The organism is Acinetobacter sp. GSS19, from assembly GCF_028621895.1.
Classification (GTDB): Bacteria; Pseudomonadota; Gammaproteobacteria; order Pseudomonadales; family Moraxellaceae; genus Acinetobacter.
Map to the genome: position 1 here is coordinate 606723 of NZ_CP117520.1, position 16725 is coordinate 623447.

General features: G+C 45.1%; 16 protein-coding genes and 1 tRNA gene. 9 read left to right on the top strand and 8 right to left on the bottom strand.

The window, feature by feature from the left end:
- Positions 1-76: 76 nt before the first annotated feature.
- From gatB to gatC, 3 genes are read right to left on the bottom strand one after another with little or no spacing between them, the layout of a single operon-like run.
- Complete coding sequence (gatB, locus tag PGW99_RS03020) at positions 77-1555, bottom strand: Asp-tRNA(Asn)/Glu-tRNA(Gln) amidotransferase subunit GatB (RefSeq protein WP_273778622.1); 1479 nt, start codon at positions 1553-1555, stop codon at positions 77-79.
- Entirely contained in the window at positions 1555-3033 is a 1479-nt protein-coding gene (gatA, locus tag PGW99_RS03025; RefSeq protein WP_273778623.1) for an Asp-tRNA(Asn)/Glu-tRNA(Gln) amidotransferase subunit GatA, read from the bottom strand. The genes gatB and gatA overlap by 1 nt, the downstream gene beginning before the upstream one ends.
- 52 nt (positions 3034-3085) lie before the next feature.
- Complete coding sequence (gatC, locus tag PGW99_RS03030) at positions 3086-3400, bottom strand: Asp-tRNA(Asn)/Glu-tRNA(Gln) amidotransferase subunit GatC (protein WP_273778624.1); 315 nt, start codon at positions 3398-3400, stop codon at positions 3086-3088.
- Positions 3401-3533: 133 nt separating this feature from the next.
- On the opposite strand from gatC, the gene PGW99_RS03035 reads away from it, so the two are divergent.
- The 6 genes from PGW99_RS03035 (at position 3534) to PGW99_RS03060 (ending at position 8298) form a co-directional block, all read left to right on the top strand.
- Positions 3534-4580, top strand: coding sequence for a rod shape-determining protein (locus PGW99_RS03035; protein WP_273778625.1), 1047 nt, complete (start codon positions 3534-3536; stop codon positions 4578-4580).
- Between the two features lie 15 nt (positions 4581-4595).
- Entirely contained in the window at positions 4596-5453 is an 858-nt protein-coding gene (mreC, locus tag PGW99_RS03040) for a rod shape-determining protein MreC (RefSeq protein WP_273778627.1), read from the top strand.
- Positions 5440-5931, top strand: a complete 492-nt coding sequence (mreD, locus tag PGW99_RS03045; RefSeq protein WP_273778628.1) for a rod shape-determining protein MreD — start codon at positions 5440-5442, stop codon at positions 5929-5931. The genes mreC and mreD overlap by 14 nt, the downstream gene beginning before the upstream one ends.
- Entirely contained in the window at positions 5919-6485 is a 567-nt protein-coding gene (locus PGW99_RS03050) for a Maf-like protein (RefSeq protein WP_273778629.1), read from the top strand. Before mreD ends, PGW99_RS03050 begins: the two co-directional genes overlap by 13 nt.
- A 40-nt stretch (positions 6486-6525) precedes the next feature.
- Positions 6526-7980 carry a ribonuclease G gene (gene rng, locus PGW99_RS03055; RefSeq protein WP_273778630.1) on the top strand — a complete coding sequence of 485 codons (1455 nt, stop codon included), beginning with the start codon at positions 6526-6528 and terminating at the stop codon, positions 7978-7980.
- Between the two features lie 144 nt (positions 7981-8124).
- A complete protein-coding gene (locus tag PGW99_RS03060) occupies positions 8125-8298 on the top strand; it encodes a PA1571 family protein (protein WP_273778632.1) in 174 nt (57 codons plus the stop codon).
- Between the two features lie 42 nt (positions 8299-8340).
- On the opposite strand, the gene PGW99_RS03065 is transcribed toward PGW99_RS03060, so the two are convergent.
- Positions 8341-9720: a WS/DGAT/MGAT family O-acyltransferase gene (locus PGW99_RS03065; RefSeq protein ID WP_273778633.1), complete on the bottom strand. Its 1380-nt coding sequence runs from the start codon at positions 9718-9720 to the stop codon at positions 8341-8343.
- 172 nt (positions 9721-9892) lie between these two features.
- Entirely contained in the window at positions 9893-10627 is a 735-nt protein-coding gene (locus tag PGW99_RS03070; RefSeq protein ID WP_273778634.1) for a phosphoadenylyl-sulfate reductase, read from the bottom strand.
- A gap of 202 nt (positions 10628-10829) precedes the next feature.
- Here PGW99_RS03070 and thrH point away from each other — a divergent pair, with 202 nt between their 5' ends.
- Positions 10830-11447, top strand: a complete 618-nt coding sequence (gene thrH / locus PGW99_RS03075; protein WP_273778635.1) for a bifunctional phosphoserine phosphatase/homoserine phosphotransferase ThrH — start codon at positions 10830-10832, stop codon at positions 11445-11447.
- 56 nt (positions 11448-11503) lie between these two features.
- Here the strand turns inward: thrH and PGW99_RS03080 are convergent, their stop codons facing one another.
- The 3 genes from PGW99_RS03080 to PGW99_RS03090 all read right to left on the bottom strand — a co-directional run bounded on the left by PGW99_RS03080 (position 11504) and on the right by PGW99_RS03090 (position 14737).
- Entirely contained in the window at positions 11504-12841 is a 1338-nt protein-coding gene (locus PGW99_RS03080; RefSeq protein WP_273778636.1) for an OmpP1/FadL family transporter, read from the bottom strand.
- 375 nt (positions 12842-13216) lie between these two features.
- Positions 13217-13289, bottom strand: a tRNA-Arg gene (locus PGW99_RS03085).
- An 86-nt stretch (positions 13290-13375) separates the two neighbouring features.
- Positions 13376-14737, bottom strand: coding sequence for an amino acid permease (locus PGW99_RS03090; protein WP_273778637.1), 1362 nt, complete (start codon positions 14735-14737; stop codon positions 13376-13378).
- Positions 14738-15346: 609 nt separating this feature from the next.
- Between PGW99_RS03090 and PGW99_RS03095 the strand changes: the two genes are divergently transcribed.
- Together PGW99_RS03095 and PGW99_RS03100 are read left to right on the top strand one after the other, a co-directional pair.
- A complete protein-coding gene (locus PGW99_RS03095) occupies positions 15347-15688 on the top strand; it encodes a zinc ribbon domain-containing protein YjdM (protein ID WP_273778638.1) in 342 nt (113 codons plus the stop codon).
- A 27-nt stretch (positions 15689-15715) separates the two neighbouring features.
- A complete protein-coding gene (locus PGW99_RS03100) occupies positions 15716-16627 on the top strand; it encodes a polyprenyl synthetase family protein (RefSeq protein ID WP_273778639.1) in 912 nt (303 codons plus the stop codon).
- Positions 16628-16725 lie beyond the last annotated feature (98 nt).

Consider the following 16725-nt stretch of genomic DNA (forward strand, 5'->3'; position numbering starts at 1 on the left):
CCCTCATCCTTATGTATTGAATTTAAATAAAAAAACCCCGCATTCAGCGAGGTTTTTATATCACACATTCAAATTATTAACCAAGCAATTGCTTCATTAACTCATTTACTTGTGCTGGGTTGGCTTTACCCTTAGAGGCTTTCATTACCTGACCGACCAAACCGTTAAATGCTTTCTCTTTACCAGACTTGTATTCCTCAACCATTTTTTCATTGGCTGCAAGTACGTCTTTGATGATGGCTTCAATCGCACCAGTATCAGTTTCCTGCTTTAAGCCATGCTCAGCAATAATGTCATCGGCGGATTTACCTTGCGAATCCCACATTAAACTAAACACTTGTTTCGCGATCTTGCCGCTAATGGTGTTATCCACGATACGCGCGATCATGCCACCTAACTGTTCAGCTGAAATAGGGGAGTCAGTAAGGTCCAAACCGGCTTTGTTTAAAGCACCGGAGAATTCACCCATCACCCAGTTAGCTGCAACTTTACCTTGCGCAGCACCGCCGGCAGCAGCCACCACAGCTTCATAAAACTCCGACATTTCACGCGTTAAGGTCAACACGTGCGCATCGTACTCTGTCACGCCAAAGTCAGCGACAAAGCGCTCACGACGTGCAGCAGGTAACTCAGGCATGGTCGCTTTAATCGCTTCGATTTGTTCGTCAGCAATGATCACTGGCAACAAGTCTGGATCCGGGAAGTAGCGGTAATCGTTGGCTTCTTCTTTCGAACGCATGGAGCGCGTTTCCATTTTCACCGGGTCAAACAGACGGGTTTCCTGATCGATGGTGCCGTCCCATTCCAGAATTTCCATTTGACGTTCAATTTCAACATTGATCGCTTGTTCAATGAAACGGAAGGAGTTGAGGTTTTTCAGCTCGCAGCGGGTACCAAATGGCTGACCCGGACGACGCAAAGACACGTTACAGTCGGCGCGGAACGAACCTTCTGCCATGTTGCCATCCGAAATACCCAACCAACGTACCAGCGTATGAATCGCTTTAATGTAGGCAACCGCTTCTTCCACCGAACGCATATCCGGTTCAGAGACGATTTCAAGCAGCGGTGTACCGGCACGGTTAAGGTCGATGCCAGACATGCCTTCAAACTGGTCGTGAATCGATTTACCGGCATCTTCCTCAAGATGCGCACGGGTCACGCCAATACGTTTGGTCGTGCCATCTTCAAGTTGAATGTCGATATGACCTTTACCGACAATTGGATTGTCCATCTGGCTGATCTGGTAGCCTTTAGGCGAATCCGGGTAAAAATAGTTCTTGCGGGCAAAGACAGAGGCCTGATCAATATAGGCATCGATTCCCAAACCAAAACGGATGGCTAAATCCACCACAGCCTGGTTAAGAACCGGCAATACCCCTGGCATGGCCAAATCAACCAGGCTGGCTTGTGTGTTTGGATCTTGACCAAACTCAGTGGATGAACCTGAGAAGATTTTAGATTTGGTGGCAAGTTGCGTGTGGATTTCGATCCCGATAACGACTTCCCAACCATCAATCAAATTTGACTTCGGTTTAGCATTGTTTTTAGCCATTATGCGTTCTCCTCAGCAATAGCCGCGCGTTTAGTATGCCAGTCGGTCGCTTGTTGATATTGATGCACAATTGACAACAATTGAGATTCTGACCAGTAGTTACCAATCAGCTGCAAGCCTACTGGTAACTGTTCTGAATCAAAACCAACCGGTGCGTTAATGGCAGGTAAGCCTGCAAGGTTCACGGCGATGGTATAGATGTCACCGAGGTACATTTCAACCGGATCCAACGACGCGCCAATTTTGTAGGCAGTGGTTGGAGCCGTTGGAGCTGCAATCACATCAACCTGTTCAAAAGCTTTGAGGAAATCTTGCTGGATTAAACGACGGACTTTTTGGGCTTTCACATAGTAGGCATCATAATAACCGGCAGACAGGGCATAGGTTCCGATCAGGATACGGCGTTGTACTTCTGGACCAAAACCTTCAGAACGTGAACGCTTGTAAAGGTCGAGCAAGTCGGCCGGGTTTTCACAGCGATAGCCATAACGTACACCGTCATAGCGTGACAGGTTGGAAGACGCTTCTGCAGGTGCGATCAGGTAGTATGTTGGCACATAGGCTTCAGTCATGTTGAGGTCGATTTCAACCAGCACTGCGCCCATTTCTTCGAGTTTTTTCAGCGATTCTTCAACACGTGCTTTGACATCAGCAGCCAAGCCAGCCACATTGAAATATTGTTTTGGAATCCCGATGCGCAAGCCTTTTACTGCCGTTGCATTCAGGTTTGCTACGTAATCTTCTACCTCTTGATTCACAGAGGTAGAGTCACGTTCATCATGACCTGCCATGACATTCATCAGGTAGGCACAGTCTTCGGCTGAACGTGCCATCGGACCACCCTGATCCAGTGAGGATGCATAGGCAATCATACCGAAGCGCGAAACCCGGCCATAACTCGGTTTTAAACCGGTCAAGCCACAGAAAGAAGCCGGTTGACGGATTGAACCACCGGTATCGGTTCCGGTTGCAAATGGTGCAAGATCAGCTGCCACACAGGCCGCTGAACCGCCTGAAGAACCCCCAGGTACGCGATCCAGTGCCCACGGGTTTTTGGTCGCGCCGTAGTACGAGCTTTCTGAGGTGGAACCCATGGCGAACTCGTCCATGTTTACTTTACCCAGTGTCACTAGACCAGCAGCTTTACCTTTAGCCACTACAGTTGCATCGTAAGGCGAGATAAAGTTGTCCAGCATTTTTGAGCCGGCGGTGGTTTTGATGCCTTGGGTACAAAAAATATCTTTGTGTGCAAGTGGAATACCGGTTAATGCTGTCGCGTTACCGGCTTTGATCGCGGCATCAGCTGCATCGGCTGCCGCAAGTGCCTGTTCTGCGGTGACAGTCACATAACTGTTGACCTGTGTGTCAATTTTGGCAATACGGTTTAAATAGTGTTGAGTCAGTTCGCGGGAAGAAAATTGGCCCTGGCTTAAGCCTGCGGAAAGCTCGCGAATGGATAAGCGATGTAAATCAGTCATGAGTTAAATTCTTTACGTTCATTTATGAGAGCAGACAGATGAGTAAGCGGACTTATTCAATCACGCGAGGAACGAGGTATAAACCGTCTTGCGTTGCTGGGGCAACTGCTTGATATTCATCACGATGATTGCTTTCGGTCACCACGTCCGGACGTAATGGCTGAGGATGGTCAAATGGGCTTTTCAGCGGTTCTACACCGTCGGTGTCGATGCCTTTTAAGCTTTCCATCATGCCTAAAATTTTATTTAGGCTTTGAGCATATTCAGCAGATTGCGTATCATTGAGTGATAATTTAGCGAGATTGGCAATCGCTGAAACTGTTTGTGCATTTAAATCCGCAGAATGCTGAGCATCCGATGTAGACATAACATCACCTAAGTCAGTATTAAAATTTTTCAAAATATCGTGCGTTATAATAAGCGATTGACTTGTTCAAAGCATCACATTTAGTTAAAGTTGCCGACTTGCGTCCACCACAAAGTTTAATTGAGAACGACCCGTGATTCTAAAACGACTAATTGGCTTGTTTTCGCCAGATCTAGCCATTGATTTAGGTACAGCAAATACACTTATTTATGCACCTGGACGAGGCATTATATTAAATGAACCAACGGTTGTGGCAATCCGTCACAGTGGTTCTCAAAAAATTGTTGCCGCTGTAGGCCTTGATGCTAAACAAATGCTAGGTCGTACACCTGCCAATATTTCAGCGATTCGTCCAATGAAAGACGGTGTGATTGCCGACTTCGAAGTGACTGAAACCATGCTGAATCAGTTTATTGGCAAAGTGCATGAGAAACGTCTGTTTCCTCCTGCACCACGTGTAGTGGTCTGTGTTCCTTGCAAGTCAACGTTGGTTGAACGTCGTGCGATTCGCGAAGCGGTATTCAATGCCGGTGCACGTGATGTACGTTTGATCGAAGAACCAATGGCCGCTGCCATTGGTGCGGGTCTGCCAGTTGAGCAAGCTTGTGGTTCAATGGTCGTAGACGTGGGTGGCGGTACGACAGAAATTGCAATCATCTCCTTGCAGGGCTGTGTCTATGCAGATTCCTTGCGTATTGGTGGGGATGTGTTTGATGAACAGATCATCAATTATGTGCGTAAGGCGCATGGCTGCGTGATCGGTGAAACCACTGCAGAAACCATCAAGAAAGAAGTGGGAATGGCTTTGCCGGATGGTGACGCAAAACCATTAGAAATCGAAGTTCGTGGCCGTAACCTGGCTGAAGGTGTGCCACGTTCGATTACTGTGACCTCCAATGAAATTACCCAAGCGATTGCTGATCCGTTGCAAAGTATCGTATCGGCTGTGAAATCAGCACTAGAACAAACCCCTCCAGAACTTTCTTCCGATATTGCGGAGCGTGGTATTGTGTTGACTGGTGGTGGTGCCTTGTTACGTAATTTAGACAAACTTTTAGCCCAAGAAACAGGTCTGCCTGTAGTGGTGGCTGAAGATCCATTGACCTGTGTGACGCGTGGTGGCGGTAAGGTACTGGAATTCTTCGACAACCCAAACCATGACATGCTTTTTGTCGGCTAATTTAAGGATCAGGCGGTGCAACCGAATCTTTTTTCAAGACAACCGCCATCTTTTCGCTCTTTTATCATTGCGGTTATCACCTGCCTGATTGTGCTGTTTTTTGACTGGCGCATGCCGTATGTGGTGCAACCGGCCAGAGATGTCTTGTATGCAGCGTATAATCCGATTTATGCGCTGGCAAGCTATCCAGTGTTATCGCGAGAATGGCTGAATCAACAAACCAAATCTGAAGCACAGCTGCGCCGTGAAAATACGGCACTTCAGGCTGAACTGCTACAGGCACAGGTTCGCCTACAGAAATTATCTGAACTTTCTGCGGAAAATACCCGCTTACGTGGTCTGTTGGATACTCCGCTGATTATTGATGGTCGCATGGAAATTGCCGAGGTGATTGGAACCGACGCAGATCCTTTACGCCATATCATTATTATCAACCGGGGTGCCAGCAATCAGTTGAAAGTGGGCCAGACCGTTCTCGATGATAAAGGTATCATTGGACAGATTATTGATGTCTATCCGCATAGTGCACGCATCATGCTGCTTTCGGATAAAGAACATTCCTTGTCGGTACGTCTGGAACGTACCGGGATGCGAGCCATTGTATCGGGTACAGGAGATCTGGGCCGTCTGAAAATGGAATATGTACCAACCAGTGCCAATATCCAGGTGGGCGATCGGGTGTTCAGTTCTGGTTTAGGGCAACATTTCCCAGCCGGCTATCTGGTGGGTACTGTGTCTAAAGTGATGCGGCATAATTCCGGTGAATTCGCCCAGATCGATGTGAAGCCTGCAGCGCAACTGGCTGGTGGTCATCACGTCGTCATTCTGTTCTCTGACTCACTTGCGATGGAGCAACCTTATGCTAATCGCTAAAATGCGCAGTCAAAAACCACAAGATCCGCTCATTCCGATTATCTTGTCGGTGATTGTCGCCTCAGTGCTGCTGGTCTATCCTTTATCCTATACGCTGTCTGGCTGGCGTCCGCTGTGGATGATGATGATCATGCTGTTTTGGGTGCTTTGTCAGCCAACTTGGTGTGGGGTATGGTTTGCTTTTGCGACCGGAATTTTTACTGATTTATTACTAGATGCACCGCTCGGACTGAATGCGCTGAGCTTTGTGCTGATTACCTTCATCGTGCGCTTTTTTACCCGTGAACGACGTATTCTCACTTTTGGCAATTTATGGCTGATCGCGGCGATGGCTATTCTGGCACATTTATTTTTTATCTGGATGGCCCGGATTATGGGCGGCGTGCAATTCTCGTTAGCCCAGCATTGGCAGCCTTTACTGACCAGTATCCTTGCCTGGCCACTTCTGTATTTTTTGTTACGTAAATGGCGCATTTAATCCTCGCATCGAGTTCCCCCCGACGCCAAGAATTACTCCAACAGATTGGACTCGATTTTACCGTCTATAGCCCAGATATTGACGAAACCGTACGACCTGACGAGACTGTACAAGCCTACGTTGAACGTCTGGCGCAAGCTAAAGCACAAGCCGTTCTCGCACAGTTTCCGGACGCAGTGGTGATTGCTGCAGACACCAGCTTGAGTGTCGACGGTCAGATTATTGGCAAGCCCGAATCTAAACAACATGCCTTTGCCATCTGGTCACAACTCTCTGGTCGTCAACATGATGTATTATCAGGAGTTTGCGTCGCCACTTCACAACAAATTTCAAGTATAGTGGTAACAACACACGTTGAGTTCCAGTCGCTGAGTCCAGACGATATGGAAAATTACTGGGCGACAGGAGAGCCTTTAGGGAAAGCCGGTGCCTATGCGATTCAAGGGATTGCCGCTCAATATATCCCGCGGATCGAGGGCAGCTACACTAATGTGGTGGGTTTGCCTTTGTATGAAACACTACAGTTATTAAAAGCGGTTAAGGCACTAAATTAACCGTTGCAACAAGAATTTTCATAATGTTTTGAGTTTTCCTATGTCTGAAGAATTACTCATTAATGTCACGCCTATGGAATGTCGCGTGGCATTAATTCAGAACGGCACCGTGAACGAGTTATTCGTCGAACGTACGGTGAAGCGTGGTCTGGTCGGCAATATCTATAAAGGCAAGGTGGTGCGTGTTCTGCCGGGTATGCAGGCAGCCTTTGTAGACATTGGCCTGTCACGAACTGCCTTTTTACATATCAATGATATGGTCTGGCCACGTCACCAGGCGACGCCGAACGTGTTTGAACTCTTACAACCTGGACAAATCCTTACGGTTCAGGTGATGAAAGACATGCTGGGTACCAAGGGCGCACGGCTGTCGACGGATCTTTCTATCCCATCGCGTTATTTGGTCTTAATGCCCTATGGTAATCATATTGGGGTATCGCAGCGCATCGAGTCCGAAGAAGAGCGTGATCGTTTGCGCAGTATGATTGAACGTATTCAAAGCCAGCACCAGTTGCCGGGTAGCGTGATTGTGCGTACTGCAGCTGAGGGAGTGGATGAAGCTGCCATCATGCAGGATATGTGCTATCTGGCCAAGTTGTGGGAATATATTCAGCGCAAGCAGAAAAATGTCGCTGTACCTTCACTGATCTTTGAAGAGTTGCCTTTGCCGCAACGGGTGATTCGTGATTTGGCGAGTGAAGATACCGCCAAAATTTATGTCGACTCCCGTGAAATACATGCCAAGTTGATCGAATTTATCGACGAATTCGTACCGACGATGACCAACCGCCTGATTCACTATCCGGGTGAGCGTCCATTATTTGATTTATATAATGTCGAAGAAGATATCCAGAAAGCCTTGCAGACCCGAGTTGCCTTGAAGTCGGGTGGTTATCTGATGATTGACCAGACGGAAGCCATGACCACGATTGACGTCAATACGGGTTCATACGTGGGTGGGCGAACGCTGGAAGATACGGTTTTTAAAACCAATATGGAAGCCACGCAGGTAATTGCACGTCAATTACGTCTACGCAATCTAGGCGGCATTATCATTATTGACTTCATTGATATGCAGGAAGCCGTGCATCGTGAAGAGGTCATGCGCCAGTTTGAAAAAATGCTGGAACGCGACCACGCTAAAACCAAGATTACCCAGGTGTCGGAACTAGGTCTGGTGGAAATGACGCGTAAGCGTACCCGCGAGTCGTTAGAACATTTGCTGTGTGAATCGTGTCCAACCTGTCAGGGGCGGGGCTATGTCAAAACTGCCGAGACTGTATGTTACGAAATTTTTCGTGAAATTTTACGTTATGCGCGTGCTTTTGAATCACAAAGTGGCTTTACCGTTGTGGCACATCCTTCAGTGATTGACCGATTGTTAACAGCCGAAGCACCGGCCGTGGCTGATTTGGAACACTTTATCAATCGTGTGATTAAATTCCAGGTGGAAAACCTGTATACGCAAGAGCAATATGACATCATCTTGAGCTGAAATTGTAACAGGATTTCGCTTAATCCTTGTTACAACTGAAATTTTACTTTCGAACCTGAATTTTCAATACTAGGCACACTAAATAGCCAAAGACTTTTTTCGATGCGTTTTTGCAAAAAAGTCTGAGCAAATGAGAGTCCTGAGATGAACGTACGAGATAAAATTATTCAACAAAGCCTCAAACAAGTGATCGAAAGTAAAGCCGCCAATACCTGCTATATGCTCGATGAAAAAGGTAAAGAAGTACCCATTACCACCGCCATGGTGCGCACAGTTTGCCATCAGTTATTAAAGCAGTGTCGTACAATTAAAAATTAAGGGGCAAATGATTCGCCCCTTAATTTTTTCCTTTTTTAAACTTTATCCGTTTACCATTTCATTAGCCGATGATGCAGTAATGATTTCCTCAAAACGCTGAATTTCTTCTTCGAGGTAGGTCAGCAGATTTTGCATCTTCGGTAAGGCATTTCGACAAGCGGTTAAGCCGACTTCGAGTTTGCCCAGGTAGCTGGTCATGGTGATGTTTAAGGCTTGACCATCAAGCACAATCGAAGCGGGATAGAGGGCATCCAGTTTGGCGCCATTCCAGTATAAGGGTTCACGCGGGCCGGGTACATTCGAAATCACCAAGTTAAAAGCCTGCCGTTTTGGCATCATGCCAGACAAAATATTCAATCCTGCCGCGCTGTAGACCAAGGCGCTATAGCTGAGTGCTTGATTGGCATTCATACGTTTAAAACGCTGTTTGGCATTTTGTACACTGCGTTGCACAATCCGCAGGCGTTCAACCGGATCGGCTTTGTGAGTGCCTAAATTCGCTAGAATCATGGTAATCCGGTTGCTGACATCGGAATCATCTTCGCGTAAAGATGCGGGTACCATTGCAATTAATGGTTTCTTAGGTAAGCTGTTTTGGCTGAGCAAGTATTCGCGTAAGGCTCCTGAGCACACAGCTAAAATCACATCATTTAGGGTACCACCTAACGCTTGGGCAATACGGCGGAAACGTTCCAGCTCAAATGACTGTGCGGCAAAACGACGTGAAGAACTGACGCGTTGATTCAGAATACTGCTCGGGGCTTGAAAGCTCGAGACATAATCCGGATTGTAGCGTTTGTCCTGCATGATGGTGTGGGAGAGTTCCGAAAAGACCGTGGGAACGACTTCAAACTGACCTTTCATTTTTGTAATAATCTTGCCGATCCGGCTGGATGCCGGGGCTTTCAGGCGTTTGGCACGCTCACCTTCAACACACCAAGGTGGCACAATGTGTTTGGCATTTGGATCTTTGGAGAAAGATTTTTCGAGTAGCCGCATCCCCGCAATACCATCCACCATGGCGTGATGGATCTTAAAATACATGGCAAAACGGTTGCCTTCGATTCCTTCAATAATGTTGCAAGTCCAGAGGGGTTTAGCGCGGTCAATCAGCGTACTGTGTTCCTGTGAAATATAAGTCAATAATTCACGAATACGTCCAGGATGGGGCAGGGCAATGTGACGGAAATGATGGTCGAGATCAAATTCTTCATCTTCTTCCCAGAAAAGACCATGCAATTTGTTATTGAAGGGTGGAACAGGGATACATTTATTTTTTCGAATGTCTGCGACTAGGTCTTGAATAAAGGTTTCAGGAGCATGTTCTGGAATTTCAAAAATAAACAAACCACCCACATGCATTGGTTGTTGGCGTTTTTCGAGTGAAAGAAAAATAAAGTCAATTGGGTGTAATGGACGCATAGCGCTAATTGCCTCACTGCAACATATCTTGGCAGCTCTTTTTTGAGTTGCTGCTTGTTAGAATTATCTAATCTTGTGGAGTATATATTTTTTTATGGGGTTGTGCGTAAGGGATTTATTGCGCAACGTACCCAAAAATAAAAAAGCCACCCTGGAGGATGGCTATACAACATTATTTTTTTAAGTTGCCTGCATGCAAACCACACTCTTTATGTGTTTCTTCTTCCCACCACCAACGGCCTTCACGCTCATGCTGATTCGGTAACACAGGCTTGGTGCAAGGTTCACAACCAATTGAAATAAAACCACGTTCATGTAATGGATTGTAAGGAATTTCCATCATGCGGATGTAGTTCCAGACATCTGCACTACTCCAGTTGGCTAGCGGATTATATTTGATTAACTGTTTACCCGGACCAGAAAAACCCGGATCAGCCTGAATGACTGGAATTTCTGTACGTGTGCCTGGGCTCTGGTCACGGCGTTGTCCGGTAATCCAGCCATCCAGCGTGGCTAGTTTTTTGCGTAACGGTTGTACCTTACGGATACCGCAACACTCTTTATGTCCATCCTGATAAAAACTGAATAAACCTTTTTCAGTGACCAGTTGTTGTAGCGCTTCAGCGTCAGGGCAACAGATTTCGATATTGATTTTATAATGATTGCGGACAGCTTCAATAAACTGATAGGTTTCCGCATGCAAACGACCTGTGTCCAAGCTAAACACACGGAATGGTTTGCCTAAACGTGATGCCATGTCAATCAGTACTACATCTTCTGCACCGGAGAAAGAAATCGCAATTTCGCCTTCCTGATTGAGTGCAAGGTCGAGAATTTCACTTGGAGATTTATCAGTATATTCAGATGCCAAAGCATCCACGAGATCAAGGGTAGGAATGATGGACATGTGTGCTCCTGGCGACAGGCTTGGATACTCAACAATGAGTAGAATAGAAATAAAAAAGAATTTTAGTGGAAATGAAATCACTTCCTTAGCACTTTAAATAGAATACTTATGAATAAAATCGATTTAAACAGCAGCAGCGCAAAATTGTGTTGCTTAGTGGTATGATAGGCCAAATTTTTTTCAGGCACATTTGGGAGAGCCCATGGAAATCGTATGTCTAGATCTTGAAGGTGTATTGGTTCCGGAAATCTGGATCAATTTCGCTAAAAAAACCGGGATTAAAGAGTTGGAAGCAACTACGCGTGATATTCCAGACTACGATGTATTGATGACACAACGTTTGAATATTTTGAAGCAACATGGTTTGGGCTTAAATGATATTCAGGACGTCATCGCAGATATGGGGCCATTACCGGGTGCAAAAGAGTTCGTTGAATGGGTGCGTACTCATTTTCAATTGGTCATTTTATCCGATACCTTCTATGAATTTGCACATCCGTTAATGCAGCAATTAGGCTGGCCAACCATTTTCTGTCATAAATTAGAAACAGACGAAGCAGGCATGATCTCAGCCTACAAATTGCGCCAACCAGACCAGAAGCGTCAAGCAGTTAAAGCCTTACATGCGTTGAATTTCCGTGTGATCGCAGCCGGTGACTCTTACAATGACACCACCATGTTGGGTGAAGCCAACCACGGCTTCCTGTTTGATGCGCCAGAAAACGTGATTGCTGAATTCCCGCAATTCCCTGCAATTCATGGTTATGATGCGTTGAAAGAAGCGATCCGTTCAGTTTCTCAACGTGACATTCCGGCTTAAGGTATGTCACCAAAGAAAATGGCGCCTTAAAGGCGCCATTTTTTATACAGGATTGATTAGAATTTGTAGCCGATTTTCAAACCATAGGCGATGGCATTGTTATTTTTGAACTCAGCGACATAATTCTCTGTACCTGCTTGAGCCCCTGTTTGTGCCTTGGCATCACCTAACCAGAAATATTTTACACCCCCGCCAATAAAGGTTTGTGGAGTTGGGCTATATTGTGCACCAAGACCGACATTCCAGTAGCCTTCGGTTGGTCCTAATGTCGTGATCGGGTCACCTGCACCAGAGTCCCAACCGACTGAAAAATTACCCGCCCACTTATCATTAAATTTACGTCCTACACCGGTAGTGACAGACCATTGGTCATCAGAATATTCAACCAAGTTAAAACCATCTGGACGGCTAACTAATGGACCAATCGCTTCTGAAACTTTACCAAATTTGTATGGGCGAATAGCAAAATCTTTCCAGTTAACCCAACGTACATTCGCAAATGCAACGGTATTGGCCATAATACCGGTTTGCAAGTCAAGATTGACGGATTGTGGTGTGGTAATGGTTGTTTTGCCTTCTTGAGCATTTGCAACTAAAGCTTGTTGAAGTCTCGGACCGATAACTGTACCTGTAGGCCCTAAACTTCCTATCAAACCATTTAATTGCAAAGGGGACAAACTGCTTAAAGTGTCCATCAGTGCTAATGATTCATCAATATTTACTTTATGATCAATTTCAGAACGATAAGTTAATGACGTCTTTAAGGCAATTTCAGGAATTTGATAGGAAACACCTGCGAGCCAACCATAACCTTCAGTTTCTTTAATATGTGCATCGTAACCATTATAAAGACTATAAGCACGACCTCGTAAACTTACATCACCCTTAACCGTCTGATAAACTGGTCCGCCGTAGATATTCCAGTGTTTATTGGGTTGGTAACCTAGAATCATTGAAAGGTTTTGACTTTTTACTTCTACTTTTGTGCTGCCAGATACCCCACCTAGTGTAGAAACTGTAATAGGTAAAGTCCCTAGAACTGGATCTGTAGGGCTAGAAACGAAAACGTTGTTTCCTTGATATTCTGCATCTGCACCAAAAGGTTGATCATAAAGTAGACCAAAGGAAAATTGATCATTTACTTGCAATTTTAATGCGGCATGAGGGAAATAATAATCTCCAGCCATATCTTCAATATTGCGCCGCGTTGTACTTAGGCCCGCTTCTTGACCTGAAACATCTGGGTCTAGAATTGAGATACCAGCCTCGAAATAATTACCTGGTTGTAAAAAATTGGAAATAGATTGTCCGGATCGATCTAGGGCTGCCGCGAAAGCACCTGCTGCGGGAAATGCAGCTAAAATGATGGCTGAAGTGAGGGCTTTTAATTTCATTTTATATCTTCCTTGAACTGCCAGAGCGTTAAACATATGGATTTCATGAATGCTCATTAAAGTGTTTGAGGTCACTACCATGAAGCCGTTACATGGTTCAAAAATAACATAATTGAAATAAGAGTAAATGCTCTAGATTGGAGATGATCAGAGATGGAATACCTAAAAAATGTCTGATCGGTTAATTTATACTAGATTGAATAACTAAAAATCCACTTAATCTATTGTTTTTAATTATATTTATTATTGTGATGTGATTCACAATCTGTCTTTTCGATTCTATTGAATAAAAATGAACCATGAGTTCAAAATAATAGCGTGGTTTTAAAACAATCAAAATAACATAAATGGGGGAAGGGTATTGCGGTAATTTTGTGCGCCCTGCGGGACTCGAACCCACGTCGGTCGCTTAGGAGGCAACTGCTCTATCCAGTTAAGCTAAGGGCGCAAAGCATCGCTAATGTAGCGTAAATCGGGGTGAAAAAAAAGTTATTGCCGTGCAATAACTTTTTTCTTTATTAAATGTCGTGTGCATCAGGACGTGTGTGGATTTTTATGTAAAAGCTGAAATAAACCCAGCATTAAGAGAATCCATAGAGGGATCATCACTACAGATTCCATAAAACCTTGAGTCCACATGATGTAAAGAACAGCCAAAATAAATAGTAATACTAGATAATTACTTACAGGTGCCCACAGTGCCGGGAAGCGAGTGGTCATTTTTGCCTGCTGCATCGCCTGTTTAAATTTTAGGTGAGTGAGACTGATCATGGCCCAGTTGAGTACAAGTGCACCGACCACCACATACATCAAGTGGCTGAGTGCATCTTCCGGCACAAAATAGTTCAATAAAACACAACCAAAAATGAGCAACGCTGAAAATAAAACGGCAGGAATTGGTACGCCATGTTTATTCACTTTACTAAAAATTTTCGGTGCATTGCCCTGCTGGGACAGACCAAACAGCATACGGCTGTTAGCATACATTCCACTGTTATACACAGAAAGGGCAGCGGTCAAAATAATAAAGTTCAACAGATGTGCTGCCCAGCCAATTCCCATTTGGCTGAAAATCATCACAAATGGGCTTTTATCCAGACCACCCAATTCAAGCTGATTCCACGGAACCAGTGAAAGCAGAATGGTGAGTGAACCCACATAAAAGATCAGGATCCGGAAGACCACCTGATTGATGGCTTTGGGAATGGTTTTTTCAGGATTATCCGCTTCCGCAGCTGCCATGCCAATTAGCTCAATGCCGCCAAAAGCAAACATCAGGAAGGCGAGCATATAGAACAAACCTTCAAAACCGTTAGGAAAGAAGCCACCATAATGCCATAAGTTGCTCAGGCTGGTGCTGGAATTAGCATCTGCGGTGAGCAGTAAATAAATGCCAAATACAATCATGGAAAGGACGGCACTGACTTTAATAATGGCCAGCCAGAATTCGGATTCACCATAGAATTTTACATTACCGAGATTAATTGCCGTAATCACCACAAAGAAAAACAGCACAGAAACCCACGCCGGAATATGCGGCCACCAGTAATTAATATATTTGGCGACAGCTGTCAGTTCGGTCATGGCGACCAGAATGTAAAGAATCCAGTAATTCCATCCCGCTAGAAAACCCGGGAATTTGCCCCAATATTTATTGGCAAAATGACTAAAGGAGCCTGCTACCGGTTCATGGACAATCATTTCACCCAATTGACGCATGATCAGAAAAGCAATCAGACCACCAATCGCATAACCTAAAATGATCGAAGGCCCTGCAGACTGAATGACTTGCGCGGAGCCTAAAAATAGCCCCGTTCCAATTGCACCACCCATGGCAATCAGCTGGATGTGACGGTTTTTTAGGCCACGTTGAAGTTGAGAAGGCGCGTTGTTCAAAGTGCTCACTCGACGATGAATAAGCCGGCTATTGTAATAGATTTAAACAGTTTTAGCCTAGTGGTGCGGTATTAGTCACATTACTTTTTAATTAAATTAAAAAGTAAACTTAAATAGTTAAGTTAACCTTTTGGTACAAAAGAAGAAGAGTGGGGTAAGTTTTTGATTAACTTTGTTTGTTGATCAGACAATCCATTCTTTAAGAAATGAAGATGGTACCTTGTTGGTAGGAAAATTTTTAATAGGTACAGCCGTTCAACGTCATTTCATGTCAGCACCCCCATCGTTCCTGTCTGTTTAATAGTCAGTTATGAATCAAAGTATTGATCATCCTTTTGGATGGCTTTCTATCGATCCTTTTTTATAGAAGATTCGATTGATCATTGGGTTCATTGGGCGAATATATTCCTGATGAACACGGGTTATTATAGATGCCAGCTGTGTTCTTAAAATGTAGGAAACCGACGTGTTGCGGAATGTTTGCAAGCTGAATGTTAGGACTATTTCTGATTTTTTCGGGGAAACGGAGGTATTTTAGCGATCCGCGCATGGAGAAAAACCAGCGAAAGCAGTATGATGGCAGCAGCATAAAATCACAGAAGACGTCTGATGAGTGATCAATTACCCGCTTGCCCAAAATGTAGTTCAGAATTTACTTACACTGATGGAACTTTACTGATCTGTCCCGAGTGTGGACATGAATGGGAGGCACAAACGGCTGCAGAAACTGAAGATTTGGTGATTAAAGATTCTGTCGGCAATATTTTGCAGGATGGCGATACCGTGACCGTCATTAAGGACCTTAAAATCAAAGGGTCTTCGCAGGTGGTTAAAATTGGCACTAAAGTTAAAAATATCCGTCTGCTAGATCATGGTGACCATAATATCGACTGTAAAGTAGATGGTATTGGTCCAATGAAGCTCAAATCTGAGTTCGTGAAAAAAGTTTAATCTTCCTGATTGTTGATCGAGGCCCGTGTGTCATCTATATCATCCGTCCCTGCAGATGTACTGAAACAGGCGCAAGTCCGTATTCAGCAAGATTTATTAACAGCGCTCGATGCCTTTGCCATTCCGGAACCTTTGAAAGGGGCGGTCTACCATGCCGTCATGCTCGGTGGAAAGCGTGTTCGGCCCGCCTTGTGTTATGCGACTGCAGCACTGGGTGAGCAACGTCAGAATGATGCGGCGGTACGCCGTGCGGCAGTAGCCGTCGAGCTGATTCACTGTTATTCGCTGGCCCATGATGACCTGCCTTGTATGGACAATGACTTGTTGCGACGTGGGCAACCGACCTGTCATGTGGCATTTGGGGAAAATACCGCTTTGCTGGCGGGCGATCTTTTACAGTCGATGGCTTTTGAAGTGTTGGGTAGCCGATTGTTTGATTCAGGCCCCGCTGTTGAAGCGTCTATTGTACTAAAACAGATGCAGATTCTGGCCACGGCCAGTTCCAAAATGGTCTGTGGTCAAATGCTTGATTTGCAGGCAGAAGGCACCCAGATTTCGCAGCAGGAGCTGGAAAACATTCACCGTAACAAGACGGGTGCCTTAATTTCAGCAGCAATTATGATGGCAGCTGTGACCCAGTTTACGGGTACCGATCACGCCATTCCGCAACTACGTCAGTTTGGCCAATCGATTGGTCTGGCGTTTCAGGTACAAGATGATATTTTGGATATCATTTCGGATACGCAAGTGCTCGGTAAGACCGCAGGTAAGGATGAGCTGGTGGAAAAATCCACTTATCCAGCCTTGATGGGGTTGCAAGAGGCACAGGCGTATGCACTGGAGCTTCATGACCAAGCCTTTCAGGCGTTGAGCTATTTTGGAGAAAATGCAGCCGAGTTGTATCGGATTGCTGAATTCCTCTTGGTACGTAAACACTAATCAGCGTTAAGTGTTGTTGAACAAGACAAGGGTGGATCTATTCCGCCTTTTGTTATTTTAGTGCTCTGGTCAGAAAAATGCTGTGAATAAGGCTCTAG

What these genes read in the sequence shown, in the direction of transcription:
- gatB (WP_273778622.1), bottom strand. Translation starts at nt 1,555, where the DNA reads ATGGCTAAAAACAATGCTAAACCGAAGTCAAATTTGATTGATGGTTGG.
- gatA (WP_273778623.1), bottom strand. Translation starts at nt 3,033, where the DNA reads ATGACTGATTTACATCGCTTATCCATTCGCGAGCTTTCCGCAGGCTTA.
- gatC (WP_273778624.1), bottom strand. Translation starts at nt 3,400, where the DNA reads ATGTCTACATCGGATGCTCAGCATTCTGCGGATTTAAATGCACAAACA.
- mreD (WP_273778628.1), top strand. Translation starts at nt 5,440, where the DNA reads ATGCTAATCGCTAAAATGCGCAGTCAAAAACCACAAGATCCGCTCATT.
- PGW99_RS03050 (WP_273778629.1), top strand. Translation starts at nt 5,919, where the DNA reads ATGGCGCATTTAATCCTCGCATCGAGTTCCCCCCGACGCCAAGAATTA.
- rng (WP_273778630.1), top strand. Translation starts at nt 6,526, where the DNA reads ATGTCTGAAGAATTACTCATTAATGTCACGCCTATGGAATGTCGCGTG.
- PGW99_RS03060 (WP_273778632.1), top strand. Translation starts at nt 8,125, where the DNA reads ATGAACGTACGAGATAAAATTATTCAACAAAGCCTCAAACAAGTGATC.
- PGW99_RS03065 (WP_273778633.1), bottom strand. Translation starts at nt 9,720, where the DNA reads ATGCGTCCATTACACCCAATTGACTTTATTTTTCTTTCACTCGAAAAA.
- PGW99_RS03070 (WP_273778634.1), bottom strand. Translation starts at nt 10,627, where the DNA reads ATGTCCATCATTCCTACCCTTGATCTCGTGGATGCTTTGGCATCTGAA.
- thrH (WP_273778635.1), top strand. Translation starts at nt 10,830, where the DNA reads ATGGAAATCGTATGTCTAGATCTTGAAGGTGTATTGGTTCCGGAAATC.
- PGW99_RS03080 (WP_273778636.1), bottom strand. Translation starts at nt 12,841, where the DNA reads ATGAAATTAAAAGCCCTCACTTCAGCCATCATTTTAGCTGCATTTCCC.
- PGW99_RS03095 (WP_273778638.1), top strand. Translation starts at nt 15,347, where the DNA reads ATGAGTGATCAATTACCCGCTTGCCCAAAATGTAGTTCAGAATTTACT.